Origin of the sequence: Planifilum fulgidum (assembly GCF_900113175.1) — a bacterium.
GTDB classification, from domain to species: Bacteria; Bacillota; Bacilli; order Thermoactinomycetales; family DSM-44946; genus Planifilum; species Planifilum fulgidum.
On sequence record NZ_FOOK01000012.1, the window covers coordinates 39,284 to 63,024 of the forward strand.

Sequence of the window (23,741 nt, forward strand, 5' to 3'; positions counted from 1 at the left end):
GCATTATGCCCTAAAAAACGCCCAGGGTCAACCGGGGGGAGAAATTGCCGCGCCCCCCGTCTTATCCAGTGTAGGGAACACCGGGGGAAATTATGTGATTATATTCACAATAATAGCTGTTTGGTGTAGCCGTTTTTTTACATTTCGCGAAGGAGAATAATTCGATATTTACTAGGTTATTGACAATAAGAAAATCGGAGGGATTTTCGGGGGGAGAGGATGCAACGTCAATTTATTGTGAAATAGTTCACGATTTGTTCAACCCTTTTGGCCCTTGCGCGACTTATAATGAAAGTGCGGAAGGGACTAGCTTTTAGCTGTCATGGTTAGACTCGGAAAAAGGGGGGGTGAACATGAATCGGCGTTATTGGGTGGGTTATGCCGCTGTGTTTTCGATGATCTGGATCGCAACGGGATTGTTTTCCGTCATCGAGGGAGGGCCGCAGTCGCAGGCGGTGCTGGTTTTCAGCTTCGCCTTTGCGCTGGTTCTCATTGCGGCGACCTGGCTGAGCAGCCGGCTGCTCGCCCATATTCGTCGATTCGAAGCCAAGCGGGATGCCCTCTATCGACGCGGGAAGTGATTTCGGTATCGAATGCTGTGAATGAAGGAGGAGTTTGCCATGTCCGAGCCGATCCGACTGATCATCTTGTGCAGCTGGGGAGCGACCTCCAGTCAGCTGGCCAAAAAAGTGAAGGAGGCGGCGGACAAGCGGGGAATCGAATTGACGGCCGATGCGGGCGGAACGGGCGAATTCAAAAAGAAAGCCGACCAGTATAATGTCGCCCTGCTGGAGCCCCAGGTACGCCATCTGAAGAAGGAAATGGAGAAAATCGCTGAAGAACACGGCATTCCCCTGGAAATCGTCGATCAAAGGGCCTTTGCCCTGATGGACGGAGACAAGGTGTTGGATCAAGTCCTGACGATGATGAAAGGGAGACGGGAACCATGAACATCATGAATTGGCTGGAAAACCGGCTCATGGAACCCCTTGGGCGATTGGCCCAAAACACCTATCTCCAAGCAATCCGGGACGCCTTCGTCATTTTTGCGCTGCCGGTCATCCTGACGGGTGCGATTTTTCTCATCATCGCCAACCCGCCCACCTCGATTGAATGGGCGCCGATCCAGGCCTGGGCGAACGCGGTCGAGCCGATTCAGGCGCAGATCCTGTTCCCGTTCCAGCTCACGTTTGGCATCATGGCCGTCACGGTCGCCTTCGGCATCGGGTACAGCCTCGGCGAACGCAGGGATGTGGATTCGGTCATGGCGGGAATCCTTTCCATGCTCGCCTTTTTGATGACCGCCTTCCCGGTGGAGGACATCACCAAGATCCCCTTCGGAAAGATCTTGGATTATCTCGGCGGGCAAGGGTTGTTCGTCGCCATCATTTTGGGGATCTTGACAACCGAGGCGATGCGCTTTCTCATCAAGCGGGGATTCGCCTTTGAATTGCCGGCGGGCGTTCCCCCGTACGTGATGCGGACCTTCCGCGTTCTGGTTCCTTTCATGGTGATTTTGCCGACCGTCTGGATCCTGGAATGGATCGTCTGGGCCAATTTCGGCATCACGATTCCGCAGGCCGTTCTGGAGTTGTTCAGCCCCCTCGTCGCGGCATCCAACTCCTATCCTGCCGCCCTTGGCATGATCCTGTTGATGATGGTGCTCTGGGGGATGGGAATCCACGGAATGAACGTGGTGTCTTCCGTGGCGTATCCCTTCTGGATGACTCAGTTGGCGGAGAACGCTGAGGCCGTCAGCGCCGGAGCGACCGCCCACGGAATCGTGACGGAGCCCTTCTTCCACATGTTCGCCCATATCGGCGGGTCCGGGGCGACCTGGGGTCTGGTGATCTTCATGTTGCTCTCGCGTTCCCGCCAATTGAAGGAAGTGGGGAAAACGGCCCTGATTCCGGCGATCTTCAACATCAACGAACCCGTCATCTTCGGTCTGCCGATCGTGTTGAATCCGATCATGTTCATTCCCTTTGTTCTCGGACCGGCGGTGATCGTCACGATCAACTACATTCTGTTCGCCACCGGGATTTTGCCGCCGGTGATCATTCAACCGCCGTTCACCGTCCCGATTTTCCTCGGTGGTTTCATCGCCACCGGCGGTTCCGTCCTTGCCGGATTGGTTCAGGTGATCGATGCGGTGATCGCCGCCCTGATTTACTGGCCGTTCTTTAAACGGTACGAAAAGACGCTGATCGAACAGGAACAATCGGCCCAAGAGGGCTGAGCGGACAAGGAGTGACGCCGTTGGATCTGGAACAAGCGATTTTCCATCTCGTGCTTTACGGAGGAAACGCCCGCGGAAAGGCGTATGAAGCGCTGGATGCGGCGGAGGAATTCCGGTTTGAGGAAGCGGAGAAGCTGCTTCAGGAAGCGGAAGCGGAGTTGATGAAGGGGCACAAGTGGCAGACGGATTTGGTGCAATCGACGGGGGATGATCCCCCGAGCTTTCTCGCCATCCATGCCCAGGATCATCTCATGACGGCGCTGGCGGAATTGAATTTGGTCAAGCGGTTTGTAAAAAACTACCGTTTGATCGAGGAGCTGAAAAAGCGGGTGGAAGCATTGGAGAATCGTTGACCCGGAGATGGGCGGGTTTCCCGCCGCCTGTGCGGGCGGCGGGGACCTGCCTTTCCGTGAGAAGGCGATGAGAAGGAGAAGCCCGCGCCCGCTTGCACGGTCATGACAGGAAAGGGGGAGGAGGATGAAAATGGAATCGGTCAAAGTGACGCGCATCGTGGTGATCGGAACCGGATGGGTGGGTTCCAGTTACGCGTATGCCCTGGTGAATCAGGGATTGGGCAATGAACTGGTGCTGATTGACATCGATCGGAAAAAGGCGGAAGGGGACGCCATGGACCTGAACCATGCGGTGCCCTTCGGCGCGCCGATGCGCATTTGGGCGGGAGATTACACCGACTGCAAGGATGCCGATTTGGTGGTGATCGCCGCCGGCGCCAATCAAAAGCCGGGAGAAACCCGTCTGGACCTTGCGGAGCGGAACGCGAAAATTTTTCGCTCCATCGTCGATGAAGTGATGAAAAGCGGTTTTAACGGGCTGTTCCTGGTCGCGACCAATCCGGTGGATATCCTGTCCTATGCCACCTGGAAGTTTTCCGGCCTGCCCGCCCGTCGCGTGATCGGGTCCGGCACGATCCTCGACACGGCCCGCCTGCGCCATTTGCTGAGCGGAGCGTACCAAGTGAATCCGCAGAATGTGCATGCCTACATCATCGGGGAACACGGGGACACCGAATTGCCCGTCTGGAGCCATGCCAGCATCGGCGTGCGCCCCATCGCGGATTATCTGAAAGAGGGGAGCGGTCCCAGCCGGGAGGAGTTGGATCAAATCTTTGTCCGGGTGAGGGATGCGGCCTACCACATCATCGAGCGAAAGGGAGCCACCTATTACGCCATCGCGATGGGGCTCGCCCGGTTGACCCGCGCGATTTTGAACGATGAAAATTCGGTGCTGACCGTTTCCACCCTGCTCAACGGGGAGTACGGATTGAAGGACATCTACATCGGGGTTCCCGCGGTGGTGAATCGTTCCGGCGTGAGGGAAGTGATGGATCTGAACCTGACGGAGGAGGAACGGAAGAAGTTGCATCATTCTGCGGAAGTGCTGACCCGGGTGTTGAAAAAAATCCTCTAATCCACGATACTAGATTTGTGCATTCAAAATCGTGATCAAGGAAATGGAAGGGTCAGACGATGTTCAGACAGGCGATTGAAAAACTGCAACGTTTCATCGGAAAAAGCTCCTCCGAAAAGGAAGCGGAACGTTCCGCCGGAACGCCTTCTGCCGGTGAGGGGGAGGAGGAGACCTTTGTTTGCCCGATGACCGGCAGGCTGCTTCCGATCACCGAAGTGCCGGACCAGGTGTTTTCCCAAAAAATGATGGGGGACGGCTTTGCGATCGATCCGGCGGAGGGGGTTGTCGTTTCTCCCGTCGAGGGGGAAATCGTCAATCTCTTTCCCACCAAGCACGCCATCGGCATCCGTTCCAGGGGAGGACGGGAGATCCTGATTCACATCGGGATCGACACCGTCAACCTGAAGGGAGAAGGCTTCAAACCCCTGATTTCTGAAGGGGATCAGGTCAAACCGGGGCAAAAATTGATGGAAGTGGATCTGGACCTTCTCCGGAACAAGGCGACCTCCGCCATCACTCCGGTCCTTTTCACCAACCTGCGGGAAGGGGAAAAGGTGGAGCTGAAAAAGGCGGAGGCCCGGCAGGGTGAAGAAGCCGTCGTGGCGGTGACATGACATTTCGAAAAAACGGGGCGGACCGGTCCGCCCCGTGATGGCTCCAATTCCGAGGCGGACGTTCGTCCGCCTCGGTTTTTTGGTTTGCGAAATCTCATGTGGACGGGATATTGGGCCCGTCCAGTTTTTTGTCTCCGTACCCGGGCCTCGGATCCCGGGCGGCCTCCGGCTGCCGACGAGCGCGGCGCTGTTCGCTCCCGGGAGAACGAGATTCCTTGTTCCTTCGCTTCTTCATCGCCGGATGCTCCTTTGCATTCCCTTTTTTTGCAGTTTTCCCCGGAACCGGCGGACTATGCCGGTTCGGTGAAAATCATGCTTCGGGCTTCTCCGCGACATATTCGGGAAATTCCTCCGCAAAGGTTTTCACCACTTCCTGATATTCCTCATCGGGAATTTCTTCGGGGGAGCCCTTTTCGATTTCGAAGAAGTAGGGAGGGCCCGAAGGATTTTTTTTGTCGTAGTACATGCCGATCAGCCTTCCTTGGTGGTAGAAGGTGGCGCCCAGGACCGCTTCCACCCCGCCCTCCAGGTCCAGAAAGAAGACGGGTTCCACCTGCTCCAGCACGGTTTCGGTGTAGACTTCCCCCGGATAGCGGAGCACCAGGGCGTCTTCCTCGTCTTCCGCAATGAAGAGTTGCTTTTTGGAGTCCTTGGACCAGACCAGCAGCAAGTGCTTCACGTTTTCGTGGATGAAGACGTACTGGTGGGGGGTTTCGAAACGGACATGCACGGTTTGATCCCTCCGCGATGGGTGATATGAAGGTGCGATCCAACTATAACACAATTTCCGGCCGGCTCCACCCGAACGGAAAGGGGAGGAGATTTTCCGGGAGAGGTCGAATAGATAAACGAACATATGTTCTTTATGAAAGGAGGAAGGCGCTTCCTGCGGGAAGCGCCGCGGAAATGACCGGGGGAACAGAGACATTGCGGGAACTTTTGCTTGAGGAATTGGGCGCCGGCGTAAGGACGACCAAGAAACTGCTGGCCCGGGTGAGGCCCGGAGAGTGGGATTTCCGACCGGCGGACAACATGCGTTCGCTGGGAGAGCTGGCCAATCATCTGGCGCAGATTCCGTTCGTCGATCTGGCCATCCTCCAGGAAAAGAGCGAGGAGGAAGTGCGCAAGCTGGAGTCGGAACACGCCTCTTCCGATCCGGAGAAGCTGTGTGAATGGATGGAAGAGGGCTTTCAGTCCTTGTGCGATTACATGCGCGGTTTGGACGAAGAGAGCTTCCTGACCCGAAGGACGAAGCCCTTCTATGCCGATCACGGCTCCACCCAGGCCAAATGGCTCGTTGAGATCGTCACCCACGTGTATCACCACCGGGCCCAGCTGTTTCAGTACCTGAAACAACTGGGCCATCCGGTCAACATGTTCGATTTGTACGGGTGAAGGGGATTTGCGGCGGATGCCCGCGGGAGGGCATCCGTTTTTTTGCGTTTTCGATTTCCCCTACAGCTCGGCGATGCGAAAGCGGATTTTGGCTCCTCCCCCGGGTGCGTTGCCCGCGGTGATCCATCCGCCGTGTTTCTCCGCAAGGGTTTTGGCGATATACATTCCCAGACCGGCATGCCCCGATTTTCGCGCCGGGTCTCCCCGGTAGAAGGGCTGGAAGAGGCGGCGCAGGTCCTCTTCGGAAAGGCCGGGACCCGTGTCGGTGATCTCCATTTCCACCCCCTCCTCATCCAGGAGAACGCGCCAGCGGATCTCTCCCCGGGCGGGAGTGTAGCGAAGGGCGTTGGTGATCACATTGTCGAGAATTTGCGACAGGCGATGGCCGTCCAGCCGCATCGGCCGGGGACGGCGGCGAGAATCCTCCAGACTGAAATGCAAACGGATTTTCTTGCGGTTGCAGAGGGAAAGGTATTCTTCCTTCTTCTCCTCCAGGTAAGCGCCAAGGTCCAGGGGGGAGGGGGAAAGGGAAAAATCGGCCCGCTCCAGACGGTTGGCCTCCTGCATCTCTTCCAGCATCCGGATCGCCCGTTCGCTATTTGCAAAAATGGCCCGGAGGGGGCGGTGAAGGCGCCCTTCTTCCTGCGGCACCCGATTCAGGAGGTTTTCGGCGTGCCCGCGAATGATCGTGAGCGGGGTGAACAGGTCATGGGCCAGGGCGGCCAGCATCTCCCGCCGTCCCTGTTCCGCCCTCCACTGGGTTTCCAGGGACGTGCGAAGGGAATGGCGCATTTTTTCAAAGGCTTCGCCCAGGGCGTACAGCTCCCGGGTTCCGCCCACTGCGCCCAAGGTGAAGTCCAGATCTCTCCGTTCCACCCGGGCCGCCCCCTCCATCAGGGCGTCGATCGCAGGGGAGATCCGCCTTTCAAGGCGACGGCCGAACCAGTAGGCGAAGAAGGCGATGGCGACAAAGGGAGTGGCCATCGCCAGGATGAGTACGACCGCCGCCAGAGGGGAATCGTTGGCCTTAAGAAAGGAGATCTCATAGCCGAGCACGAGCACACCCGCCAGCCGGCCCCGGCCGTCGCTCAGGGGAATATACCGGTAGACCAGTCCTTCCCGGGTTTCCGTCGTGTTCAGCTTTCGGATCCACTGTTTTGGATCCGTTTTTTCCGGCGGGGGAAGGGTCCCGTACCCCTTTCCCCCCTCCAGGGGGAGGACCCGGTAGGCGATTCCTTCGGTCGGGATTTTCTCTTCCAAAAGGGGACGGGTTTCGGGATCGAGCAGTTTTTCCCCCGATTCTTCCGCGAAGCGGAGGATGGCCGGCACCTGTTTTTCGTAATAGTTGGCGGGCCGGAAGAAGAGAAGAAGCGTCAGGCCGAGGAGGAGCCAGATCAGCGCGGACACCACGGCGCTCCACAGAATGACGGACAGGGCCAGGCGGATGAATTGACGGCGAAAGCTGGGAGGAGGATTTATTTTTCCCAACGGTATCCAATCCCCCAGACGGTGGTGATGGGGTTCAGTCCCGGTTCGGCGGCGGCAAGCTTTGCCCGGATTTTTTTGATGTGTTCGGTCACCGTGGCGCTGCTTCCCTCTCCGAACCCCCAAATTTTTTCATAGATTTGCTCCCTGGAAAACACCTGTCCCGGATGGAGGGCCAAAAAGCGAAGGATGTCAAATTCCTTGCCCGTCATCGGCACTTCCCGGTTCCGGACGTGCACTTTCCGCTGTTTCAGATCGATGGTCAGGTTTCCGAAGCGGAGGACCGTCATCTCCTTGCCCAGGGCGGAGCGCTGTTCCCGGCGCAGGTGGGCGGCGATCCGCGCCTTCAGTTCCCGCAGGCTGAAGGGTTTGGTCAAGTAATCGTCGCCCCCGGCGGTTAAGCCCTCGATCCGGTCTTCCACCTCCCGCCGGGCGGACAAAAAGAGGATGGGGCACGCCACCGTCTCCCTGATGGCCCGGCAGACCTCGATTCCGTCCAGCCCCGGCATCATGATGTCCAGCACGATCAGATCCGGCTGGTGCTTGAGGAGCGGAAAGATCCCATTTCCGTCCGTGGCGGTGAGGACCCGGTATCCCTCGTCCTCCAGGGCGTCCTTGATCATGTCGACTAGGTCTTGTTCATCATCGACGATCAGGATCGTCGCCGGCACGTTACATCCTCCCATCCTGTTCTGATCTCACTCCGTCTTTTTCCTTCCTTCCCAGCGGGCAAACCATATCATTCCCCCGCCCAACATCACGAGCGAGGTGATGGTCGACGAAATCAATCCCTGAAGGGAAAGACGGATGATTTTTCCCGAAGCGATGACGTCCGGAGGGGAATCCATCCCGGGGAGATAGGTCAAATAGGCTCCGGCCAGCAAGGGAAGACGGACGGGCCATGCCCACGGCACGTAGGGCCAGATGGTATCCCCGATGCTGGTCGCCATCAGGGCGGCGATCAAAAGACCCACTCCGCCGACGCCGATCGACGGGCCGAATCCCCAGGAAAAGCTGATCCAATAATGGATGGCCGAAAGGGGCAAGCTTCCAACCAACGCCATCAAGGTGGCCGTCAGGAAAATGGGCCAGGCGATGAGAACATCCTGGATCAGCTTAAATCCCAGGATGAGGGCCGACGTTGCCGTCAGGGTGCTCGCCGTGATCAGGAACAGAAGGATGGCCAGTTTTCCGAAGAACAACTGACTCCGGGGCCTTCGACTTCCGAGGAATCCCTGGAAGTTGCCGGCCAATTCCTCCTGGTGAACCATGAATCCGGACAGGATGCCGATTCCGACGGGGATCACCAGGATGGTCCACCCTTCAAAAAAGGTCAGGAACAAAGAAAGCTGTTTTTCCGGCGTGATTTCCCACCTGGAATAGTACCAAAGGATCAGCGCCGCATACAGAAGGGGAAAAGCAAAGGCCAGGGGGCGAAGGGGCGTTCGCTTCGTCTTCAGCCATTCTAATCTTAGGATTGTCGCCATTTTAGATGGCCTCCTTTCTTTTAAACCATGCGGCGGTGATCCAAGTAAAGAGGACAAAGGCGATGATTCCCAGGAGAATGCCCACCGGTATGACGGAGGGATCCCTGAGGGGATGGTTTTCTTCCATCAGCACACCGTTGGGATGCACCCCCACCACCGGGGACATCAGCCGGATCGGCCAGCTCCAGGGAATATAGACCCAATAGGGTTCGGGTGCCGCCAGAACACCGGCGATTCCCCCGGCGAAACCGACGGCCATGCTGAAAATGGTGCCCTTCCAGGCCGCCGCCCACAGTTGAATCGGAATGAGGGGAAGGGATGTCAACCACATCAGCAAACCGCCGGCAACAATCGTGGACCACGGGGTCGCTCCACCGGCCGTGGTGAGGCCGGAGATGAGAACGGCAACCATGAGTATGCAGCTGGAAAGCAGGGTGTGGTAGGCCAACACGGCGATTTTGCCCGTCCAAAGGGCGGTCGTTGACACGGGATGAATCCGCAGATTTTGAAACTTGCCCGCCTTTTTCTCTTTCTGTTGTGCCAGGGCTGCGAGCAGCGCCGTTCCGAGCGGGAGGAAGAGGACCGGCCACCAGTTGTAAATTTGCGCGAGCAACATTTCCCAGGCCCCGATGTAATCGGGCAGGAACAGTTTGACGCGCAGGGAGATCAGGAAAAAAACCAGGGGCGCAAAGAGTATCAGGCGCTTCATGAAGGTTCTTTTGTATTTCAGGTGTTCCGATCGCAGAACGTTAAGCATGGGCGACCCCCCTCACGGTTTTGATGAACAGCGCCTCGAGATCCTCTTCATGGCTGATGGGCGATTGATACTTTAACTCCCCTTCGTTGATGATGCCGATATGGTCGACCAGTTGGGCCACTTCCGACAGAATGTGACTGGACAAAAGGATGGTTTTTCCCCTGGAGTGGAGGGACCGGACCATTTCCCGAAATTCTTCGATACCGATCGGATCCAGTCCGTTGGTCGGTTCGTCCAGAATCAGAATTTCCGGATCTCCGAGGAGAGCGATGGCGAGACCGAGCCTTTGTTTCATCCCGAGGGAAAAGTGGGAGACCAATTTTTTGCCGGTGTTCTCAAGCCCGGTGGTGACGAGAACCTTATCGATCTCATCCTCGGAAAGGCCCATCAGCCGGCTGTGGATAAGCAGATTTTCAAAGGCGGTCAGATTGCCGTACAGGGCCGGGGTTTCGATCAGGGCGCCGATCCGGCCCAGGCACTTTCTGTCCCAGGGCTTCCCAAAGACGCGCACTTCGCCTTCCGACGGGCGCAAAAGTCCTGTCAACATCTTCAGGGTGGTCGATTTCCCCGCCCCGTTCGGTCCCAGCAAACCGTAAACGGATCCTCTGGGTATTTTGAGGGAAACGTTTTTTACAATCCGCCGGCCCCGCATGCGTTTGGTCAAGTTTCGCGTTTCGATGGCGTATTCGATCATGTATGCCCACCTCTTTTCGTTGTTTCGGAATCAATGTAACAGGCAAAAATAAAGGATTTATAAAACGGCGGAACCTTTTTCGCCTTTTTTCGCGCGGGACCGGAACGAAAAAAAACAAATGCCCTCCGACATGCCGAAAAGCGGCCTTCGGAGGGCGATGCCGGGGGCGGATGGTTATTTTTGGTCCAATACCGTGATGTAGGCGATCATCGGTCCATGGCTTTCGGCCGTTCTGTGGTCGTGGCAGATCAGCTGATAGGTTCCGGGTTTGTCGGCCGTGAAGGATACCCGGGTTTTCTCTCCCTTTCGGACGACTCCGCTGACACCGAATTCCTTGAGGGAAAAGTTGTGGACTTTCCCGTGGATCCCGTGCAGTACGAGGTTGACCCGGTCCCCCTTGTTGACCACGATGGATCCGGGGTCCCAGCGATAAGCCTCGATTTTTCGCCCGTTCAGTTCGCTTTCGTATTCGACGGCGACGAGATGAAAGGTTTTTTCCGGCGTTTCGGTCCATTCCTGTATGACGGTCCGGTCGTCGAACCAGGGGAGGAGGAGCAGGGTGACGGCGATCAGCACCAACAGGAACGTGATGGTGAGCGTCAACCATTGACGCGGGGTTGTCATGGGCGATCCCCCTTTGGCGAACGTTTTGTGACTATTTATTGACAGATATCCCGGGGTTTTATCCGCGGAAATGGAAAAAAATTTTTCTCAAACCAAATCGTGTTGTAAGCGGGCGGGGATTGATATATAATAGGAACGGATGTTCGATTCCGGAGTGGGACCCATGAGGGACACGGTGTTGAAAAGGGCCGCGAAGACCGGCAGGCCGGTGGAAATCATCTACATGGACGAAAAGGGGAAAATCACCCAGCGGCGGATCCGCATCCGGGCCCTGCGGGAGGACCTGGTGGAGGCGTATTGTTTTGAGAGAAAAGGGATTCGCCGCTTCAAGCGCTCCAACATCCTGGCGGCCCGGGAACCGGAATAGGCGCACGTGAGCCCTTCGAAGGCGGTTTCGGAAGATTGCCATCGAATCGGTGTTTTCCCGAGGGGAAAACCGTGTTATACTAGTCCCTGAAATCAACCCGATCCGATCATGAAAGGGCCGTTTGCACCGATCCGTCCGGATGGTTGATCGGCCCGAAGGCGTTCGGGCGACAGGTGATAACCGGGAGGGTGACAGATGAGCCTGAAATGGAAAAACCAAGGAGAAAATAGCGACAACGATTTTCTGGACATGGTCTTCGCCACGGCGGCCTCCTTTATCTTCTTTTTCGGGATCGCCGTGGTGGCGACGGTGATCAGCCTCTTCCGGTGAGCGGGGATTCCCGCGCAGGGCTCGGGAAGCGGCCGGGGATCCGCCTGCCCGCGCAAGCTTTCGCGGGATATTTCGCAAACGCTCCCATGCGGCCTCGGCCGGGGCCGGCACCGGTCCGGGCTCCGGCCCCGCGCGCCGGGTGAAAGGAACCGACCGGGCTTCTTTTTTTGTGGAGGAAATCGAGGATAGGAGGCAGGAGACGCATGAATGTTCACGAGTACCAGGGAAAAGAGATCCTGAAACAGTACGGGGTGGACGTCCCCAGGGGACAGGTGGCCTTCACCCCCGAAGAGGCGGTGGAGGCGGCGAAGGCCCTGGGCGGGGATCTGTGGGTTGTCAAGGCGCAGATTCACGCCGGGGGACGGGGAAAGGCGGGGGGCGTCAAGCTGGCCCGCAGCCTGGATGAAGTGCGCGCCCACGCCGAAGAACTCCTGGGGAAAGTGTTGGTCACCCATCAGACGGGCCCCGAAGGGAAAGAAGTGAAACGCCTCCTGATCGAAGAGGGGTGCAAGATTGAGAAGGAATACTATGTCGGCATGGTGATCGATCGCTCCACCGGCCGGGTCACCCTGATGGCTTCCGAAGAGGGCGGGACGGAGATCGAGGAAGTGGCGGCCCGCACACCCGAGAAGATCATCAAGGAGTCCATCGACCCGGCGGTCGGCCTGTTGCCCTTCCAGGCCCGCAGGGTCGCCTTCAAGATCAACATTCCCAAGGATCGCGTCAACAAGGCGGTTCAGTTTATGATGGGACTGTACCGCACCTTTGTGGAGAAGGATTGCTCCCTGGCGGAAATCAACCCGCTCGTCACCACCGAGGACGGCCGGGTGATGGCTCTGGACGCCAAGCTCAACTTCGACAGCAACGCGCTGTATCGCCATCCGGACATCCGCGAATTGAGGGATTTGGATGAAGAGGATCCCCGGGAAGTGGAGGCTTCCAAATACGATCTGAGCTACATCGCCCTGGACGGCAACATTGGCTGCATGGTCAACGGCGCCGGGCTGGCGATGGCCACCATGGACATCATCAAGCATTACGGCGGGGAGCCGGCCAACTTCCTGGATGTGGGAGGGGGCGCTTCCGCCGAGAAGGTGAGGGAAGCCTTCAAAATCATTCTGTCCGACGAAAAGGTGAAAGGGATCCTGGTCAATATTTTCGGCGGAATCATGAAGTGCGACGTGATCGCCACCGGCGTGGTCGAGGCGGCCAAACAGGTGGGGCTGGACCGTCCGCTGGTGGTGCGCCTGGAAGGAACCAACGTGGAACTCGGCAAGAAGATTCTGGAAGAGTCCGGTTTGAAGATCATCGCCGCCGATTCCATGGCGGACGCGGCGCAGAAGATCGTTTCCCTGGTGAAATGAACCGAGCATGTTGAAGAAAGGCGGGTTGGGCGTTGAGCATATTCGTGAACAAAGACACCAAAGTGATTACGCAGGGTATCACCGGTTCCAACGGAAGGTTTCACACCAAGCAGGCACTGGAGTACGGAACGAAAGTGGTCGCGGGGGTCACGCCGGGGAAAGGCGGAGCCACCGTCGAGGGCGTTCCGGTTTTTGACACCGTGGAGGAGGCGGTCAAGGAGACGGGGGCCAACGCGTCGGTCATCTACGTTCCCCCGGCCTTTGCCGCCGATGCGATCATGGAGGCGGTGGATGCGGAGCTGGATCTGGTGGTCTGCATCACCGAAGGGATTCCCGTCCTCGACATGGTCAAGGTGAAGCGGTACATGGAGGGGAAGAAAACGCGCCTCATCGGCCCCAACTGCCCGGGAGTGATCACGCCGGGCGAGTGCAAGATCGGCATCATGCCCGGATACATCCACATGCCCGGAAAGGTGGGGATCGTCTCCCGCAGCGGGACCCTCACCTATGAGGCGGTTCATCAGCTGACCACCCGCGGCATCGGGCAATCGACGGCGGTCGGGATCGGCGGAGACCCGGTCAACGGGACCAATTTCATCGATGTACTCAAGGAGTTCCAGGCGGATCCGGACACCCTGGCGGTCATCCTGATCGGTGAGATCGGGGGCACGGCCGAGGAAGAAGCCGCCGAGTGGATCCGCCAGAACATGGATAAACCGGTGGTGGCCTTCATCGGCGGCCAGACGGCTCCTCCGGGCAAGCGGATGGGCCATGCGGGGGCCATCATTTCCGGAGGAAAGGGAACGGCCGCCGAAAAGATCGCCAAGCTTCAGGAATGCGGCGTGAAGGTGGCTCCCACCCCGGCCGACATCGGCGAGACGCTGGTTCAGGTCCTGGAGGAGAAGGGTTTGCTTGAGCAGTGCATCACGAAGAAATAGACACCGGTTTTCTGGGGACCGCCCTGCGGTCCCCCGTTTTTTGGAGGGAGCGCGATGGAAGAGCGGGACGGGTTGATCGCGATGCACCAAATCCAGGGAATCGGTTGGCACACGCTGCATAAATTGTTGAAAGCGGGATGGTCCCCTGCGGGAGAATTGACTTTGGATCTTTTGCGGCGCCTCAGGGATCTCCGCGTTCCGGAGAGCACGGTGGAACGCATCCGCGCAAAGTGGACCCCGTCCTTTGTGCGGCGGGTGAAGGAGGAGCTGGTGCGGCGCCGAATCACCGCCCTCACCGTTTTTGATCCGGAATACCCGGAATATTTGAAAGAGATCGCCCAGCCTCCCTGGGTGCTCTATATCAGAGGGGACGCTTCCCTCCTTTCCGGCATCTGCTTTGCCGTGGTGGGCACCCGCAAGCCGACGCATTACGGACGGCGGATGGCGCGGAAAATGGCGTCGGAGATCGCTTCCCGGGGATGGGTGGTGGTGAGCGGCATGGCCGCCGGCGTCGATTCCGAGGCCCACCGGGGCGCTTTGGAGGCGGGCGGAAAAACGGTCGCCGTGCTGGGCACGGGGGTGGATGTGGTTTATCCCAGGCATCTTCGCCGCCTTTACGCGGAATTGGTCGAAAAGGGAGCGGTCTGCTCGGAGATGCCGCCGGGGACGGCGCCTCATCCCGGTCTTTTTCCCCGGAGAAACCGGATCATCAGCGGCCTTTCCGTGGGCACGCTGGTGGTGGAGGCGGCGGAGCGGAGCGGCGCCCTCATCACCGCCGACTGCAGCCTGGAGCAGGGGCGGGAGGTGTTTGCCGTCCCCGGCCCCGTCACGTCGGAGAAAAGCGCGGGCACCAACCGGCTGATCCAGCAGGGAGCCAAGTGCGTGATCGGCGTGCAGGACATCCTGGAGGAGTTTCCTTCCCTGGTTCCCCCTTCAGCGGAAAAATCGACGGAACCTTCCGACCTTTCTCCGGACGAGCGGCTGTTGCTTTCCTTCATCGGAGACGAACCGGTGCACATCGACGAATTGAGGAACCAGATTTCCCTCCCGCCCGGGGAGCTTCACCGGCACCTCCTTTCGCTCCAGTTGAAGAAGCGGATTCTTCAGCTTCCGGGGGCGCGGTTTGTCAGGGAAGGATGAATCCCGGCGTTTTACGGGGTTTTGGGAGAATGACATGGCAAAAGGCTGGATACCATTTGGATGAACCGCCGGAGGTCCTGAGGGAGGGCTCCCCGGTTGCCGCAGGCACAGGATATCTGTTATCGTTACAGATGCGACCTTGTCTTGGATCCGACACGGGAAGAAAATGGAACGGTTTCAAATAGAGGGGAGGACACGGGATGGCCGATTCGCTCGTCATCGTCGAATCGCCCGCCAAAGCGAAAACCATCGGCAAATATTTGGGAAAAAAATACATCGTCAAAGCTTCGATGGGACATGTGCGGGATTTGCCCAAAAGCCAGATGGGCATCGATATCGAGCGCCGTTTTGAACCGAAATACATCACCATCCGCGGCAAGGGAAACGTGTTGAAGGAACTGCGCGAAGCGAAGAAGAAGGTGAAGCGGGTGTTCCTTGCCGCCGACCCGGACCGGGAAGGCGAGGCGATCGCTTGGCATCTGGCCCTCAGCCTGGATTTGAGCCCGAATGAGAAATGCCGGGTGGTTTTCAACGAGATCACCAAACAGGCCATCCAGGAAGCCTTTAAAAATCCCCGGCCGATCGACATGGATCTGGTCCACGCCCAGCAAGCCCGGCGCATTCTGGATCGGCTGGTCGGTTACGGAATCAGCCCGATCCTGTGGAAAAAGGTGAAAAAGGGTTTGAGCGCCGGACGCGTTCAATCCGTGGCCGTCAAATTGATCATCGACCGGGAAAAGGAGATCCGTGAATTTCAGCCGGAGGAATATTGGACGGTCACGGCGGAGCTGTTGAAGGGATCCGAGTCTTTCCAGGCGAAGTTTTACGGCTTTGGAAAGGAAAAAACGGAGCTGAAGCACAAAGAGGATGTCGAGGCGCTTCTTCAGCGAATCAAAGGAAAGCGGTTCGTCGTCGAAGAAGTGAAGAAAAGCCAGCGGCGCCGCAATCCGGCTCCGCCCTTCATCACCAGCACCCTGCAGCAGGAGGCGGCGAGGAAACTCAGGTTCCGGGCCTCAAAAACCATGGCCGTGGCGCAGCAATTGTACGAGGGGGTGGAATTGGGACCCGAGGGCTTTGTCGGGTTGATCACCTACATGCGGACCGATTCCACCCGGATTTCCGAGACGGCCCAGCGGGAAGCGCTGGACTGGATCAAGAAACACTTCGGAGAATCGTATCTTCCGGACACTCCGCGCCGGCACCGGGTCAAGGCGGGGGCCCAGGACGCCCACGAAGCGATCCGGCCCACGTCGGTGGCGCGTACGCCCGAAATGGTGAAAAGCTACCTGAGCCGGGATCAATACCGCCTCTACAAGCTGATTTGGGAGCGTTTCGTGGCCAGCCAAATGGCTTCCGCCATCATGGATGCCGTCTCCGCGGATATCCGCGCCGGGGATGCGCTGTTTCGGGCGACGGGTTCGACGGTCAGATTTCCCGGCTTCATGAAGGTATACGTGGAAGGTTCGGACGAAAACAAAACCGAAGAGGACGGACGGCTGCCGGAGTTGGAGCGCGGGGAAACCCTGAGGCGCAAATCGGTGCAGCCGAAACAGCACTTCACCCAGCCGCCGCCCCGGTATACGGAAGCCCGGCTGGTCCGGACCCTCGAGGAGCTGGGAATCGGAAGGCCGTCCACCTATGCCCCCACCCTGGAGACCATCCAAAAACGGGGTTATGTGACGCTGGAAGACGGCCGCCTCGTGCCGACGGAGCTGGGCGAGATTGTCACCCAGCTGATGGAGGAATTTTTTCCGGAGATTTTGGATGTGGAGTTTACGGCCAACATGGAGGAAGAATTGGATCAGATCGAAGAAGGGGCCGTGGATTGGGTTCAAATCGTCGACGAATTTTACCGCCCCTTTCACCGGCGCCTTTCCATCGCGGAAAAAGAGATGGAGGAAGTGGAGATCAAGGACGAGGTTTCCGATGAGGTCTGCGAAAAGTGCGGAAGCCCGATGGTGTACAAAATGGGCCGGTACGGGCGGTTTTTGGCCTGCTCCGCCTTTCCGGAGTGCCGCAACGCCAAACCGATCCTCAAATCGACGGGGGTTGCCTGTCCCAAGTGCGGCGAAGGGGAGATTGTGGAGCGGAAGAGCAAAAAGCGCCGCACCTTTTACGGCTGCAGCCGGTATCCGGAATGCGACTTCGTCTCCTGGGACAAACCCGTCCCCCGTCCTTGTCCCAAGTGCGGCAAGCTGATGGTGGAAAAGAAGAAAAAGCAGGAGCCCGTGATCCGCTGCACGGAATGCAGTTATGAGGAAGCAAAACCCTGAGGAGGTTCCATGATGCGACAGACGGTAACGGTGATCGGTGCGGGTTTGGCCGGCAGCGAAGCGGCATGGCAGATCGCCCGGCGCGGCGTGCCGGTCCGGCTCATCGAGATGCGTCCCGGCAAAATGACGCCGGCCCACCGGACCGGCCGTTTTGCCGAACTGGTCTGCAGCAATTCGCTCCGGGCCAAGGCGCTGACCAATGCGGTCGGAATATTGAAGGAAGAGATGCGGCGGATGGATTCGCTGATCATGCGCTGTGCCGATGCCCATCAGGTTCCCGCCGGAGGGGCGCTGGCGGTGGACCGGGAGGGCTTTTCTGCCGCGGTGACGGAGGCGCTGAAACAGATTCCCCACGTGGAGATCGTCCACGAGGAAGTGACGGAGATTCCCGAAGGGATCGCGGTGATCGCCACGGGCCCGCTTACCTCTCCCGCGCTGTCCGAGGCGATCCGCCGCCTGACCGGGGAGGAGTACCTGTATTTCTACGATGCGGCGGCTCCCATCGTGGAAAAGGACAGCATCGACATGGACAAGGTGTTTGTCGCCTCCCGCTACGGCAAAGGGGAGTCGGCCTACATCAACTGTCCGATGACGCAAGAGGAGTTCGACCGGTTTTATGAAGCGCTCATCTCCGCCGAGCAGGCTCCCCTCAAGGAGTTTGAAAAGGAGATTTACTTCGAAGGCTGCATGCCGATCGAAGTGATGGCACGGCGCGGAAAGAAAACGATCCTGTTCGGTCCGTTGAAGCCGGTGGGCCTTACGGATCCGCGGACCGGAAAACGGCCCTACGCCGTGGTTCAGCTCAGACAGGACAACAGCGCCGGGACGCTGTACAACCTGGTCGGCTTTCAGACACATCTCAAATGGGGAGAGCAGAAGCGGGTGATCCGGATGATTCCCGGACTGGAACGGGCGGAAATTGTCCGGTACGGCGTGATGCACCGCAACACCTTCATCAATTCCCCCAAGTTGCTGCAACCCACGTACCAGCTGATCCGCCGGGAGAATCTGTTTTTCGCCGGACAGATCACCGGAGTGGAGGGTTATGTGGAATCCGCCGCATCCGGGCTGATCGCCGGGATCAACGCCGCCCGTTTGGCCATGGGGAGGGATCCGGTGGTTTTTCCGCCGGAGACGGCGATGGGCAGCCTCGCCCGGTACATCACCACCGCCGATCCGAAGCATTTCCAGCCGATGAACGCCAACTTCGGTCTCTTTCCCCCTCTTCCGGAGCGGATCCGCTCCCGGGAGGAGCGGAACCTGCAATTCGCCGAGCGGGCACTGAACAGGCTTCATGATTTTTCCAGGGAGCTTGACCGTTTGCCTTGCTAATGCATCGATCGGTGTGCTAAGATGAAGACGGAAACGGCTTCCGGAATACGGGCTTTGAGGAAACAGGCAGCAGTCGGTCGTGCTGCTGTTTCTTTTCTTTATGGGTTTTCACCCGGAAAGCGGCTGTGAAGTCTTTTTTTGTTCGTCTCCGAGCAAAATGGAAAACGGGATGAATCGGGGAGACAAAGGGGGATTTGCGGTGGAGGGGTTTCGCGGAACGACCATCTTCGCCATCCGCCATCGGGGAAAGGGAGCCATCGCGGGAGATGGTCAGGTCACCTTCGGCAATCAGATGGTGATGAAGAACCGGGCAAAAAAGGTGCGCAGGCTGTATCGCGGGAAAGTGGTCGCCGGCTTTGCCGGATCGGTGGCCGATGCCATGACCCTCTTTGAGAAGTTCGAGGGGAAACTGGAGGAGTTCCACGGCAATTTGACCCGCGCGGCCGTCGAATTGGCCAAGGAGTGGCGGGCGGACAAGGTGCTGCGCCGGCTGGAAGCGATGCTGATTGTCATGGATGCGGAGCAGCTTCTGCTGGTGTCGGGAACCGGTGAAGTGATTGAACCGGATGATCAAGTGCTGGCCATCGGTTCCGGAGGCGGATATGCGCTGGCCGCCGGCCGTGCCCTGAAAACCTACGCTCCGGAGATGAGCGCCCGGGAGATCGCGGAGGCGGCCCTGAGGATTGCCGGTGAGATCTGCGTGTTTACCAATCAGCACATTGTCGTCGAGGAGGTATAGGCGTGAACGGGGGATCGATCCGCCGACAAGAGCAGTTAACGCCGCGCCAGATTGTCGCCGAATTGGACAAATACATCGTCGGCCAGCAGGCAGCCAAGCGGGCGGTCGCCATCGCCCTCCGCAACCGGTACCGCCGGACGTTGCTGCCGGAGGAGCTCAGGGACGAGGTGGTGCCCAAAAACATTCTGATGATCGGCCCCACCGGCGTGGGGAAGACGGAGATCGCCCGTCGCCTGGCGAAGTTGGTCGGCGCCCCCTTCATCAAGGTGGAAGCCACCAAATTCACGGAAGTGGGTTATGTGGGCCGAGATGTGGAATCGATGGTCCGGGACCTGGTGGAGACGGCCGTCCGGATGGTCAAGGCGGAGCAGCTGGAAAAAGTGAAGGACAAGGCGGCCCAAATGGCTGACGAGCGAATGGTTTCCATCCTGGTCCCGTCCAGGAAGACGAGCGGCTTCAAAAACCCCCTGGAGATGCTTTTCAACCAGTCCGGCCACTCCAACCGCTCCCAGGATGTCGGAGCCGAAGAGGCGGGAATTGAGGAGCGCAGGAGGCAGGTGCGGGAACGGCTGAAAAGGGGAGAGCTGGAGGAGGAAATCATCGAGATCGAAGTGGAGGAACAGCTCCCGGTCTTCGACATGTTTGCCGGTTCCGGGATGGAACAGATGGGCATCAACATGCAGGAAATGCTGGGGCAGTTCCTTCCGAAGCGGACGAAGAAGCGCCGCCTGCCCGTCCGGGAGGCCCGGAAGGTGCTGATCCAGGAAGAGGGGCAGAAGTTGATCGACATGGATCAGGTGATCCAGGAATCGATCGAGCGGGCGGAGCAGATGGGGATCATCTTCATCGACGAGGTGGACAAAATCGCCGGCAAGGACCAGCGCGGCGGCCCCGATGTTTCCCGGGAAGGGGTGCAGCGGGACATTCTTCCCATCGTCGAGGGATCGACGGTGATGACCAAGTACGGCCCGGTGAAGACGGACCACATTCTCTTCATCGCTGCGGGAGCTTTTCACATCGCCAAGCCCTCGGATCTGATCCCCGAGCTTCAGGGCCGGTTCCCGATCCGGGTGGAACTGGACGACTTGACCGCCGACGATTTCTTCCGCATCCTGACGGAGCCCAAGGGGGCGCTGATCAAGCAGTACACGGAACTGCTCAGGACCGAGGGGATCGAAGTGAAGTTCACGGAGGATGCCGTCCGGGAAATCGCCCGCCTGGCCGCCGAGGTGAATCAGGGGACCGAAAACATCGGGGCCCGGAGGCTGCACACGATCCTGGAGAGGCTGCTTGAGGAGCTGTCCTTTGAGGCGCCGGACATTCATCTGAAGGAAGTCGTGATCACCCCCCAATATGTGCGGGAGCGGCTGGCCGATATCGTTCGGGATCGGGACATGAGCCAGTACATCCTTTGACAGGGGCTTTCGTGCCTGCCGAAAAATCGTTCTCCGAGCCGGAAAAATTGAAGGGGGAGTCGTTGCGGAAGCGGTTTTGCCTGTGGTATATTTATGAACGGTGTTAAGCACACACGTCGGCGGAGGTGGGCGGGCGGTGTCGCGAAGGCGATCCCGGCCGTGATGAAGCCGACGGAGGAATCAACCGAGAGAGGATGAAAGAGCCATGGCAGTCGTTTCGATGAAGCAGTTGCTGGAAGCCGGGGTTCATTTCGGGCATCAGACGCGCCGCTGGAACCCCAAAATGGAAAAATACATTTTCACCGAGCGGAACGGGATCTACATCATCGACCTGCAAAAAACGGTGAAAATGATGGAGGAGGCCTACAACTACGTCCGCGAACTGGCTTCCCGCGGCGGAACCCTCCTCTTTGTGGGAACCAAGAAACAGGCTCAGGATGCGGTTCGCGAGGAAGCGGAGCGGTGCGGCATGTTTTATGTGAACCACCGCTGGCTGGGAGGCACCCTGACCAACTTCCAGACGATCCGCAAGCGGATTGAGCGGTTGCACGAACTGGAGAAGATGGAAGAGGACGGAACCTTCGACGTCCTTCCCAAGAAGGAAGTGGTTCGTCTCCGTAAGGAGCACGCGCGGCTGGAAAAATTCCTCGGCGGCATCAAAGAGATGAAGGAGCTTCCCGATGCGGTCTTCATCATCGACCCGAGGAAAGAACGGATCGCGGTGGCCGAAGCGCGGAGGCTGGGAATCCCGATCATCGCCATTGTCGATACGAACTGCGACCCCGACGAAGTGGATTACGTCATTCCCGGCAACGACGATGCCATCCGGGCAGTTCGCTTGTTCACGTCCAAAATGGCCGATGCGGTTCTGGAAGGAAAACAGGGCGAACAAAACGCTTCCTGATCCTTCAGCGAAAGGGTGGGTCCGGGGATTTACGCCTCACCACCCTTTTTTATACAACCTTGCGGCATTGCGGATCCAAAGCGGGTCCGAAGGGGTCGGAGAGCCCCGAAGGAAACAAGGAGGGACATGAGATGGCGATATCAGCTGCTCAAGTGAAAGAATTGCGGGAGAAAACCGGTGCGGGGATGATGGATTGCAAAAAGGCCCTCACCGAAGCAAACGGGGACATGGAGAAAGCGATTGAGATCCTGCGGGAGAAGGGCTTGGCCGCCGCCGAGAAGAAAGCGGGACGCGTCGCCGCCGAAGGGTTGGTCGAGGCCTACATACACGCCGGGGGACGGATCGGCGTCTTGGTCGAAGTGAACTGCGAAACGGATTTCGTGGCCAAGACCGAGGAGTTCCGTTCCTTCGTGCGCGACATCGCGATGCAGATCGCCGCGATGAATCCCAAATATGTGAAACGGGATGAGGTGCCGGAGGATGTGGTGAACAAGGAGCGGGAGATTCTGCGCACCCAGGCCCTCAATGAAGGGAAACCGGAACATATCGTCGAGAAAATCGTGGAGGGCAGGCTGGAGAAGTACTTCAAGGAAGTCTGCCTTCTGGAACAGCCGTTCATCAAGGACGGGGACAAGACGGTCGAACAGCTGGTGAAGGAAATGATTGCGCGCATCGGAGAGAACATCTCGATCCGGCGCTTTGTCCGCTTTGAACTCGGCGAAGGCATCGAGAAGAAAGAGACCGATTTCGCCGAGGAAGTCTTGTCGCAGGTCAAGGGCTGAGGAAGCCCAAGGGAACACGCGGTGTTCCCTTTTTTTGGATAAAGGTGGCAAATCGCCCGGAAGGATGTGCGAAACGGAGGAAAGTCATGGAACGGCTCAATTATCGTCGCGTGGTTTTGAAGTTGAGCGGGGAGGCGTTGGCGGGGGATCGGGGATACGGCATCGACCCCAAGACGATTTCCTCCATCGCCAACCAGATCAAAGAAGTGGTGGAGATGGGCGTCCAGATGGCCGTTGTTGTCGGCGGCGGGAACATCTGGCGCGGAATAGCGGGAAGCGCCCAGGGGATCGATCGGGCCACCGCCGACTACATGGGAATGCTGGCGACGGTGATGAATTCCCTGGCCCTGCAGGATTCCCTGGAGAAGGTGGGCGTGCCCACCCGCGTCCAGACCTCGATCGAGATGCGCCAGGTGGCGGAACCCTATATTCGCCGCCGGGCGATTCGCCATCTGGAGAAGGGGCGGGTCGTCATTTTCGCGGCGGGGACGGGAAATCCCTTTTTCTCCACCGACACCACGGCGGCACTTCGCGCCGCCGAGATCGAAGCGGACGTGATTCTGATGGCGAAAAACAATGTGGACGGGGTGTATTCGGCGGATCCCACCCGCGATCCCCGGGCCGTAAAGTACGAGACCCTCACTTATCTGGACATGCTGAATCAGGGGCTGGGGGTCATGGATTCGACGGCGTCCACATTGTGCATGGACAATGATATTCCGCTGATCGTTTTCAACATTTGCAAGGAAGGCAACATTCGCCGCGCGGTCATGGGGGAACAAATCGGAACCGTAGTGAGGGGGAGTCGCTGATGTTGGAAGATGTCAAAAAGCGATCCGCTGAGAAAATGGAAAAGGCGATTCAGGTTTTGAAAAGGGATTTGGCCAGCATGCGCGCGGGCCGGGCCACACCCGCCCTGCTCGAAAAGGTGACCGTTTCCTATTACGGAAGCGAAATGCCCGTCAACCAGCTGGCCAGCATTTCGGCGCCGGAACCCCGCCTGTTGGTGGTGCAGCCCTGGGACAAGTCCGCCTTGCCGGAGATCGAGCGGGCCATTCTGAAGTCGGAACTGGGGCTTACCCCCACCAACGACGGCAATGTGATCCGGATTGCCATCCCGGCTTTGACGGAAGAGCGCCGGGCGGAGCTGGTCAAAGTGGTGAAGAAGAGCGGCGAGGAGGCGAAGGTGGCCATCCGCAACGTCCGCCGGGATGCCAATGAGGAAATCAAGAAGATGGGGAAAAACGGGGAGATTTCCGAGGACGACGTCCGCCGCGGGCAGGATGAGATTCAAAAGCTGACGGACCGTTACATCCGGGAAGTGGACGAGGTGATCGCGGCGAAGGAGAAGGAGATCATGGAGATCTGACGGGGATGCCGCGGCCGGAGTCGGGTCCATTTTGATCGAGCCGTTATTGTTATATACTTAGATTG

Annotated in this window: 26 protein-coding genes and 1 pseudogene; 20 read left to right on the plus strand and 7 right to left on the minus strand. The window is 58.5% G+C overall.

All coding sequences use genetic code 11. The annotated features are described in order from the left end of the window. Nucleotides 1-353 precede the first annotated feature (353 nt). The 6 genes and pseudogenes from BM063_RS08430 to BM063_RS08455 all read left to right on the plus strand — a co-directional run. Nucleotides 354-581 carry a hypothetical protein gene (locus BM063_RS08430; protein ID WP_092037883.1) on the plus strand — a complete coding sequence of 76 codons (228 nt, stop codon included), beginning with the start codon at nt 354-356 and terminating at the stop codon, nt 579-581. A gap of 39 nt (nt 582-620) precedes the next feature. Continuing rightward, on the plus strand, nt 621-950 hold the full coding sequence (locus tag BM063_RS08435; RefSeq protein ID WP_092037884.1) for a PTS sugar transporter subunit IIB: 330 nt from the start codon (nt 621-623) through the stop codon (nt 948-950). Beyond that, nucleotides 947-2,239, plus strand: coding sequence for a PTS sugar transporter subunit IIC (locus tag BM063_RS08440; protein WP_092037885.1), 1,293 nt, complete (start codon nt 947-949; stop codon nt 2,237-2,239). Before BM063_RS08435 ends, BM063_RS08440 begins: the two co-directional genes overlap by 4 nt. 20 nt (nt 2,240-2,259) lie before the next feature. Then, the gene (locus tag BM063_RS08445; RefSeq protein ID WP_092037886.1) at nt 2,260-2,592 is read left to right on the plus strand and encodes a PTS lactose/cellobiose transporter subunit IIA; all 333 of its coding nucleotides are present in this window, start codon (nt 2,260-2,262) and stop codon (nt 2,590-2,592) included. Nucleotides 2,593-2,722: 130 nt separating this feature from the next. Next, nucleotides 2,723-3,667 (plus strand): L-lactate dehydrogenase, encoded by a 945-nt coding sequence (locus tag BM063_RS08450; protein ID WP_092037971.1) that lies wholly within the window; start codon nt 2,723-2,725, stop codon nt 3,665-3,667. 161 nt (nt 3,668-3,828) lie between these two features. Further along, a pseudogene (locus BM063_RS08455) lies at nt 3,829-4,281 on the plus strand (PTS sugar transporter subunit IIA); the annotation flags it as partial. Between the two features lie 310 nt (nt 4,282-4,591). Here the strand turns inward: BM063_RS08455 and BM063_RS08460 are convergent. Further along, nucleotides 4,592-5,011 (minus strand): hypothetical protein, encoded by a 420-nt coding sequence (locus BM063_RS08460; protein WP_092037889.1) that lies wholly within the window; start codon nt 5,009-5,011, stop codon nt 4,592-4,594. Between the two features lie 176 nt (nt 5,012-5,187). On the opposite strand from BM063_RS08460, the gene BM063_RS08465 reads away from it, so the two are divergent. Continuing rightward, on the plus strand, nt 5,188-5,676 hold the full coding sequence (locus BM063_RS08465; protein ID WP_092037890.1) for a DinB family protein: 489 nt from the start codon (nt 5,188-5,190) through the stop codon (nt 5,674-5,676). Between the two features lie 60 nt (nt 5,677-5,736). Here the strand turns inward: BM063_RS08465 and BM063_RS08470 are convergent, their stop codons facing one another. From BM063_RS08470 to BM063_RS08495, 6 genes are all read right to left on the minus strand, one after another. Next, a complete protein-coding gene (locus tag BM063_RS08470) occupies nt 5,737-7,164 on the minus strand; it encodes a HAMP domain-containing sensor histidine kinase (RefSeq protein WP_092037892.1) in 1,428 nt (475 codons plus the stop codon). Then, nucleotides 7,152-7,832: a response regulator transcription factor gene (locus tag BM063_RS08475; RefSeq protein ID WP_092037893.1), complete on the minus strand. Its 681-nt coding sequence runs from the start codon at nt 7,830-7,832 to the stop codon at nt 7,152-7,154. Before BM063_RS08475 ends, BM063_RS08470 begins: the two co-directional genes overlap by 13 nt. A 27-nt stretch (nt 7,833-7,859) precedes the next feature. Then, the gene (locus BM063_RS08480) at nt 7,860-8,648 is read right to left on the minus strand and encodes a lantibiotic immunity ABC transporter MutG family permease subunit (protein WP_092037894.1); all 789 of its coding nucleotides are present in this window, start codon (nt 8,646-8,648) and stop codon (nt 7,860-7,862) included. A gap of 1 nt (nt 8,649) precedes the next feature. Further along, on the minus strand, nt 8,650-9,405 hold the full coding sequence (locus tag BM063_RS08485; RefSeq protein ID WP_092037896.1) for a lantibiotic immunity ABC transporter MutE/EpiE family permease subunit: 756 nt from the start codon (nt 9,403-9,405) through the stop codon (nt 8,650-8,652). Beyond that, on the minus strand, nt 9,398-10,099 hold the full coding sequence (locus BM063_RS08490; RefSeq protein WP_092037897.1) for a lantibiotic protection ABC transporter ATP-binding subunit: 702 nt from the start codon (nt 10,097-10,099) through the stop codon (nt 9,398-9,400). Before BM063_RS08490 ends, BM063_RS08485 begins: the two co-directional genes overlap by 8 nt. Before the next feature lie 174 nt (nt 10,100-10,273). Further along, the gene (locus BM063_RS08495; RefSeq protein WP_092037898.1) at nt 10,274-10,723 is read right to left on the minus strand and encodes a cupredoxin domain-containing protein; all 450 of its coding nucleotides are present in this window, start codon (nt 10,721-10,723) and stop codon (nt 10,274-10,276) included. Nucleotides 10,724-10,886: 163 nt separating this feature from the next. On the opposite strand from BM063_RS08495, the gene BM063_RS08500 reads away from it, so the two are divergent. The 13 genes from BM063_RS08500 to frr all read left to right on the plus strand — a co-directional run bounded on the left by BM063_RS08500 (nt 10,887) and on the right by frr (nt 23,676). After that, nucleotides 10,887-11,090 carry a hypothetical protein gene (locus tag BM063_RS08500; RefSeq protein ID WP_092037973.1) on the plus strand — a complete coding sequence of 68 codons (204 nt, stop codon included), beginning with the start codon at nt 10,887-10,889 and terminating at the stop codon, nt 11,088-11,090. A gap of 195 nt (nt 11,091-11,285) precedes the next feature. Then, the gene (locus BM063_RS18170) at nt 11,286-11,420 is read left to right on the plus strand and encodes a hypothetical protein (protein ID WP_281246691.1); all 135 of its coding nucleotides are present in this window, start codon (nt 11,286-11,288) and stop codon (nt 11,418-11,420) included. A gap of 203 nt (nt 11,421-11,623) precedes the next feature. After that, nucleotides 11,624-12,784: an ADP-forming succinate--CoA ligase subunit beta gene (gene sucC / locus BM063_RS08505; RefSeq protein WP_092037899.1), complete on the plus strand. Its 1,161-nt coding sequence runs from the start codon at nt 11,624-11,626 to the stop codon at nt 12,782-12,784. A 32-nt stretch (nt 12,785-12,816) separates the two neighbouring features. Next, nucleotides 12,817-13,722 (plus strand): succinate--CoA ligase subunit alpha, encoded by a 906-nt coding sequence (gene sucD, locus BM063_RS08510; protein ID WP_092037901.1) that lies wholly within the window; start codon nt 12,817-12,819, stop codon nt 13,720-13,722. 54 nt (nt 13,723-13,776) lie between these two features. Then, nucleotides 13,777-14,862: a DNA-processing protein DprA gene (dprA, locus tag BM063_RS08515; RefSeq protein WP_092037902.1), complete on the plus strand. Its 1,086-nt coding sequence runs from the start codon at nt 13,777-13,779 to the stop codon at nt 14,860-14,862. 200 nt (nt 14,863-15,062) lie between these two features. Further along, entirely contained in the window at nt 15,063-17,135 is a 2,073-nt protein-coding gene (gene topA, locus BM063_RS08520; protein ID WP_092037904.1) for a type I DNA topoisomerase, read from the plus strand. A 9-nt stretch (nt 17,136-17,144) separates the two neighbouring features. Beyond that, nucleotides 17,145-18,467 (plus strand): FADH(2)-oxidizing methylenetetrahydrofolate--tRNA-(uracil(54)-C(5))-methyltransferase TrmFO, encoded by a 1,323-nt coding sequence (trmFO, locus tag BM063_RS08525; RefSeq protein WP_092037906.1) that lies wholly within the window; start codon nt 17,145-17,147, stop codon nt 18,465-18,467. 199 nt (nt 18,468-18,666) lie between these two features. Then, nucleotides 18,667-19,206, plus strand: a complete 540-nt coding sequence (gene hslV / locus BM063_RS08530; RefSeq protein WP_092037975.1) for an ATP-dependent protease subunit HslV — start codon at nt 18,667-18,669, stop codon at nt 19,204-19,206. A 2-nt stretch (nt 19,207-19,208) separates the two neighbouring features. Then, nucleotides 19,209-20,621 (plus strand): ATP-dependent protease ATPase subunit HslU, encoded by a 1,413-nt coding sequence (gene hslU / locus BM063_RS08535; protein WP_281246692.1) that lies wholly within the window; start codon nt 19,209-19,211, stop codon nt 20,619-20,621. Between the two features lie 205 nt (nt 20,622-20,826). Then, complete coding sequence (gene rpsB / locus BM063_RS08540; RefSeq protein WP_092037908.1) at nt 20,827-21,525, plus strand: 30S ribosomal protein S2; 699 nt, start codon at nt 20,827-20,829, stop codon at nt 21,523-21,525. 131 nt (nt 21,526-21,656) lie between these two features. Then, a complete protein-coding gene (gene tsf, locus BM063_RS08545) occupies nt 21,657-22,307 on the plus strand; it encodes a translation elongation factor Ts (RefSeq protein WP_092037909.1) in 651 nt (216 codons plus the stop codon). Nucleotides 22,308-22,393: 86 nt separating this feature from the next. Beyond that, nucleotides 22,394-23,119, plus strand: a complete 726-nt coding sequence (gene pyrH / locus BM063_RS08550; RefSeq protein WP_092037911.1) for a UMP kinase — start codon at nt 22,394-22,396, stop codon at nt 23,117-23,119. Continuing rightward, nucleotides 23,119-23,676 (plus strand): ribosome recycling factor, encoded by a 558-nt coding sequence (gene frr, locus BM063_RS08555; RefSeq protein ID WP_092037914.1) that lies wholly within the window; start codon nt 23,119-23,121, stop codon nt 23,674-23,676. Before pyrH ends, frr begins: the two co-directional genes overlap by 1 nt. Nucleotides 23,677-23,741 lie beyond the last annotated feature (65 nt).

Coding starts and splice junctions, on each gene's coding strand:
- BM063_RS18170 (WP_281246691.1), top strand. CDS start 11,286: ATGAGCCTGAAATGGAAAAACCAAGGAGAAAATAGCGACAACGATTTT.
- BM063_RS08435 (WP_092037884.1), top strand. CDS start 621: ATGTCCGAGCCGATCCGACTGATCATCTTGTGCAGCTGGGGAGCGACC.
- topA (WP_092037904.1), top strand. CDS start 15,063: ATGGCCGATTCGCTCGTCATCGTCGAATCGCCCGCCAAAGCGAAAACC.
- BM063_RS08440 (WP_092037885.1), top strand. CDS start 947: ATGAACATCATGAATTGGCTGGAAAACCGGCTCATGGAACCCCTTGGG.
- BM063_RS08465 (WP_092037890.1), top strand. CDS start 5,188: ATGACCGGGGGAACAGAGACATTGCGGGAACTTTTGCTTGAGGAATTG.
- BM063_RS08495 (WP_092037898.1), bottom strand. CDS start 10,723: ATGACAACCCCGCGTCAATGGTTGACGCTCACCATCACGTTCCTGTTG.
- BM063_RS08480 (WP_092037894.1), bottom strand. CDS start 8,648: ATGGCGACAATCCTAAGATTAGAATGGCTGAAGACGAAGCGAACGCCC.
- BM063_RS08485 (WP_092037896.1), bottom strand. CDS start 9,405: ATGCTTAACGTTCTGCGATCGGAACACCTGAAATACAAAAGAACCTTC.
- BM063_RS08430 (WP_092037883.1), top strand. CDS start 354: ATGAATCGGCGTTATTGGGTGGGTTATGCCGCTGTGTTTTCGATGATC.
- BM063_RS08500 (WP_092037973.1), top strand. CDS start 10,887: ATGAGGGACACGGTGTTGAAAAGGGCCGCGAAGACCGGCAGGCCGGTG.
- frr (WP_092037914.1), top strand. CDS start 23,119: ATGTTGGAAGATGTCAAAAAGCGATCCGCTGAGAAAATGGAAAAGGCG.
- sucC (WP_092037899.1), top strand. CDS start 11,624: ATGAATGTTCACGAGTACCAGGGAAAAGAGATCCTGAAACAGTACGGG.
- BM063_RS08490 (WP_092037897.1), bottom strand. CDS start 10,099: ATGATCGAATACGCCATCGAAACGCGAAACTTGACCAAACGCATGCGG.
- pyrH (WP_092037911.1), top strand. CDS start 22,394: ATGGAACGGCTCAATTATCGTCGCGTGGTTTTGAAGTTGAGCGGGGAG.
- tsf (WP_092037909.1), top strand. CDS start 21,657: ATGGCGATATCAGCTGCTCAAGTGAAAGAATTGCGGGAGAAAACCGGT.
- BM063_RS08450 (WP_092037971.1), top strand. CDS start 2,723: ATGGAATCGGTCAAAGTGACGCGCATCGTGGTGATCGGAACCGGATGG.
- dprA (WP_092037902.1), top strand. CDS start 13,777: ATGGAAGAGCGGGACGGGTTGATCGCGATGCACCAAATCCAGGGAATC.
- rpsB (WP_092037908.1), top strand. CDS start 20,827: ATGGCAGTCGTTTCGATGAAGCAGTTGCTGGAAGCCGGGGTTCATTTC.
- trmFO (WP_092037906.1), top strand. CDS start 17,145: ATGATGCGACAGACGGTAACGGTGATCGGTGCGGGTTTGGCCGGCAGC.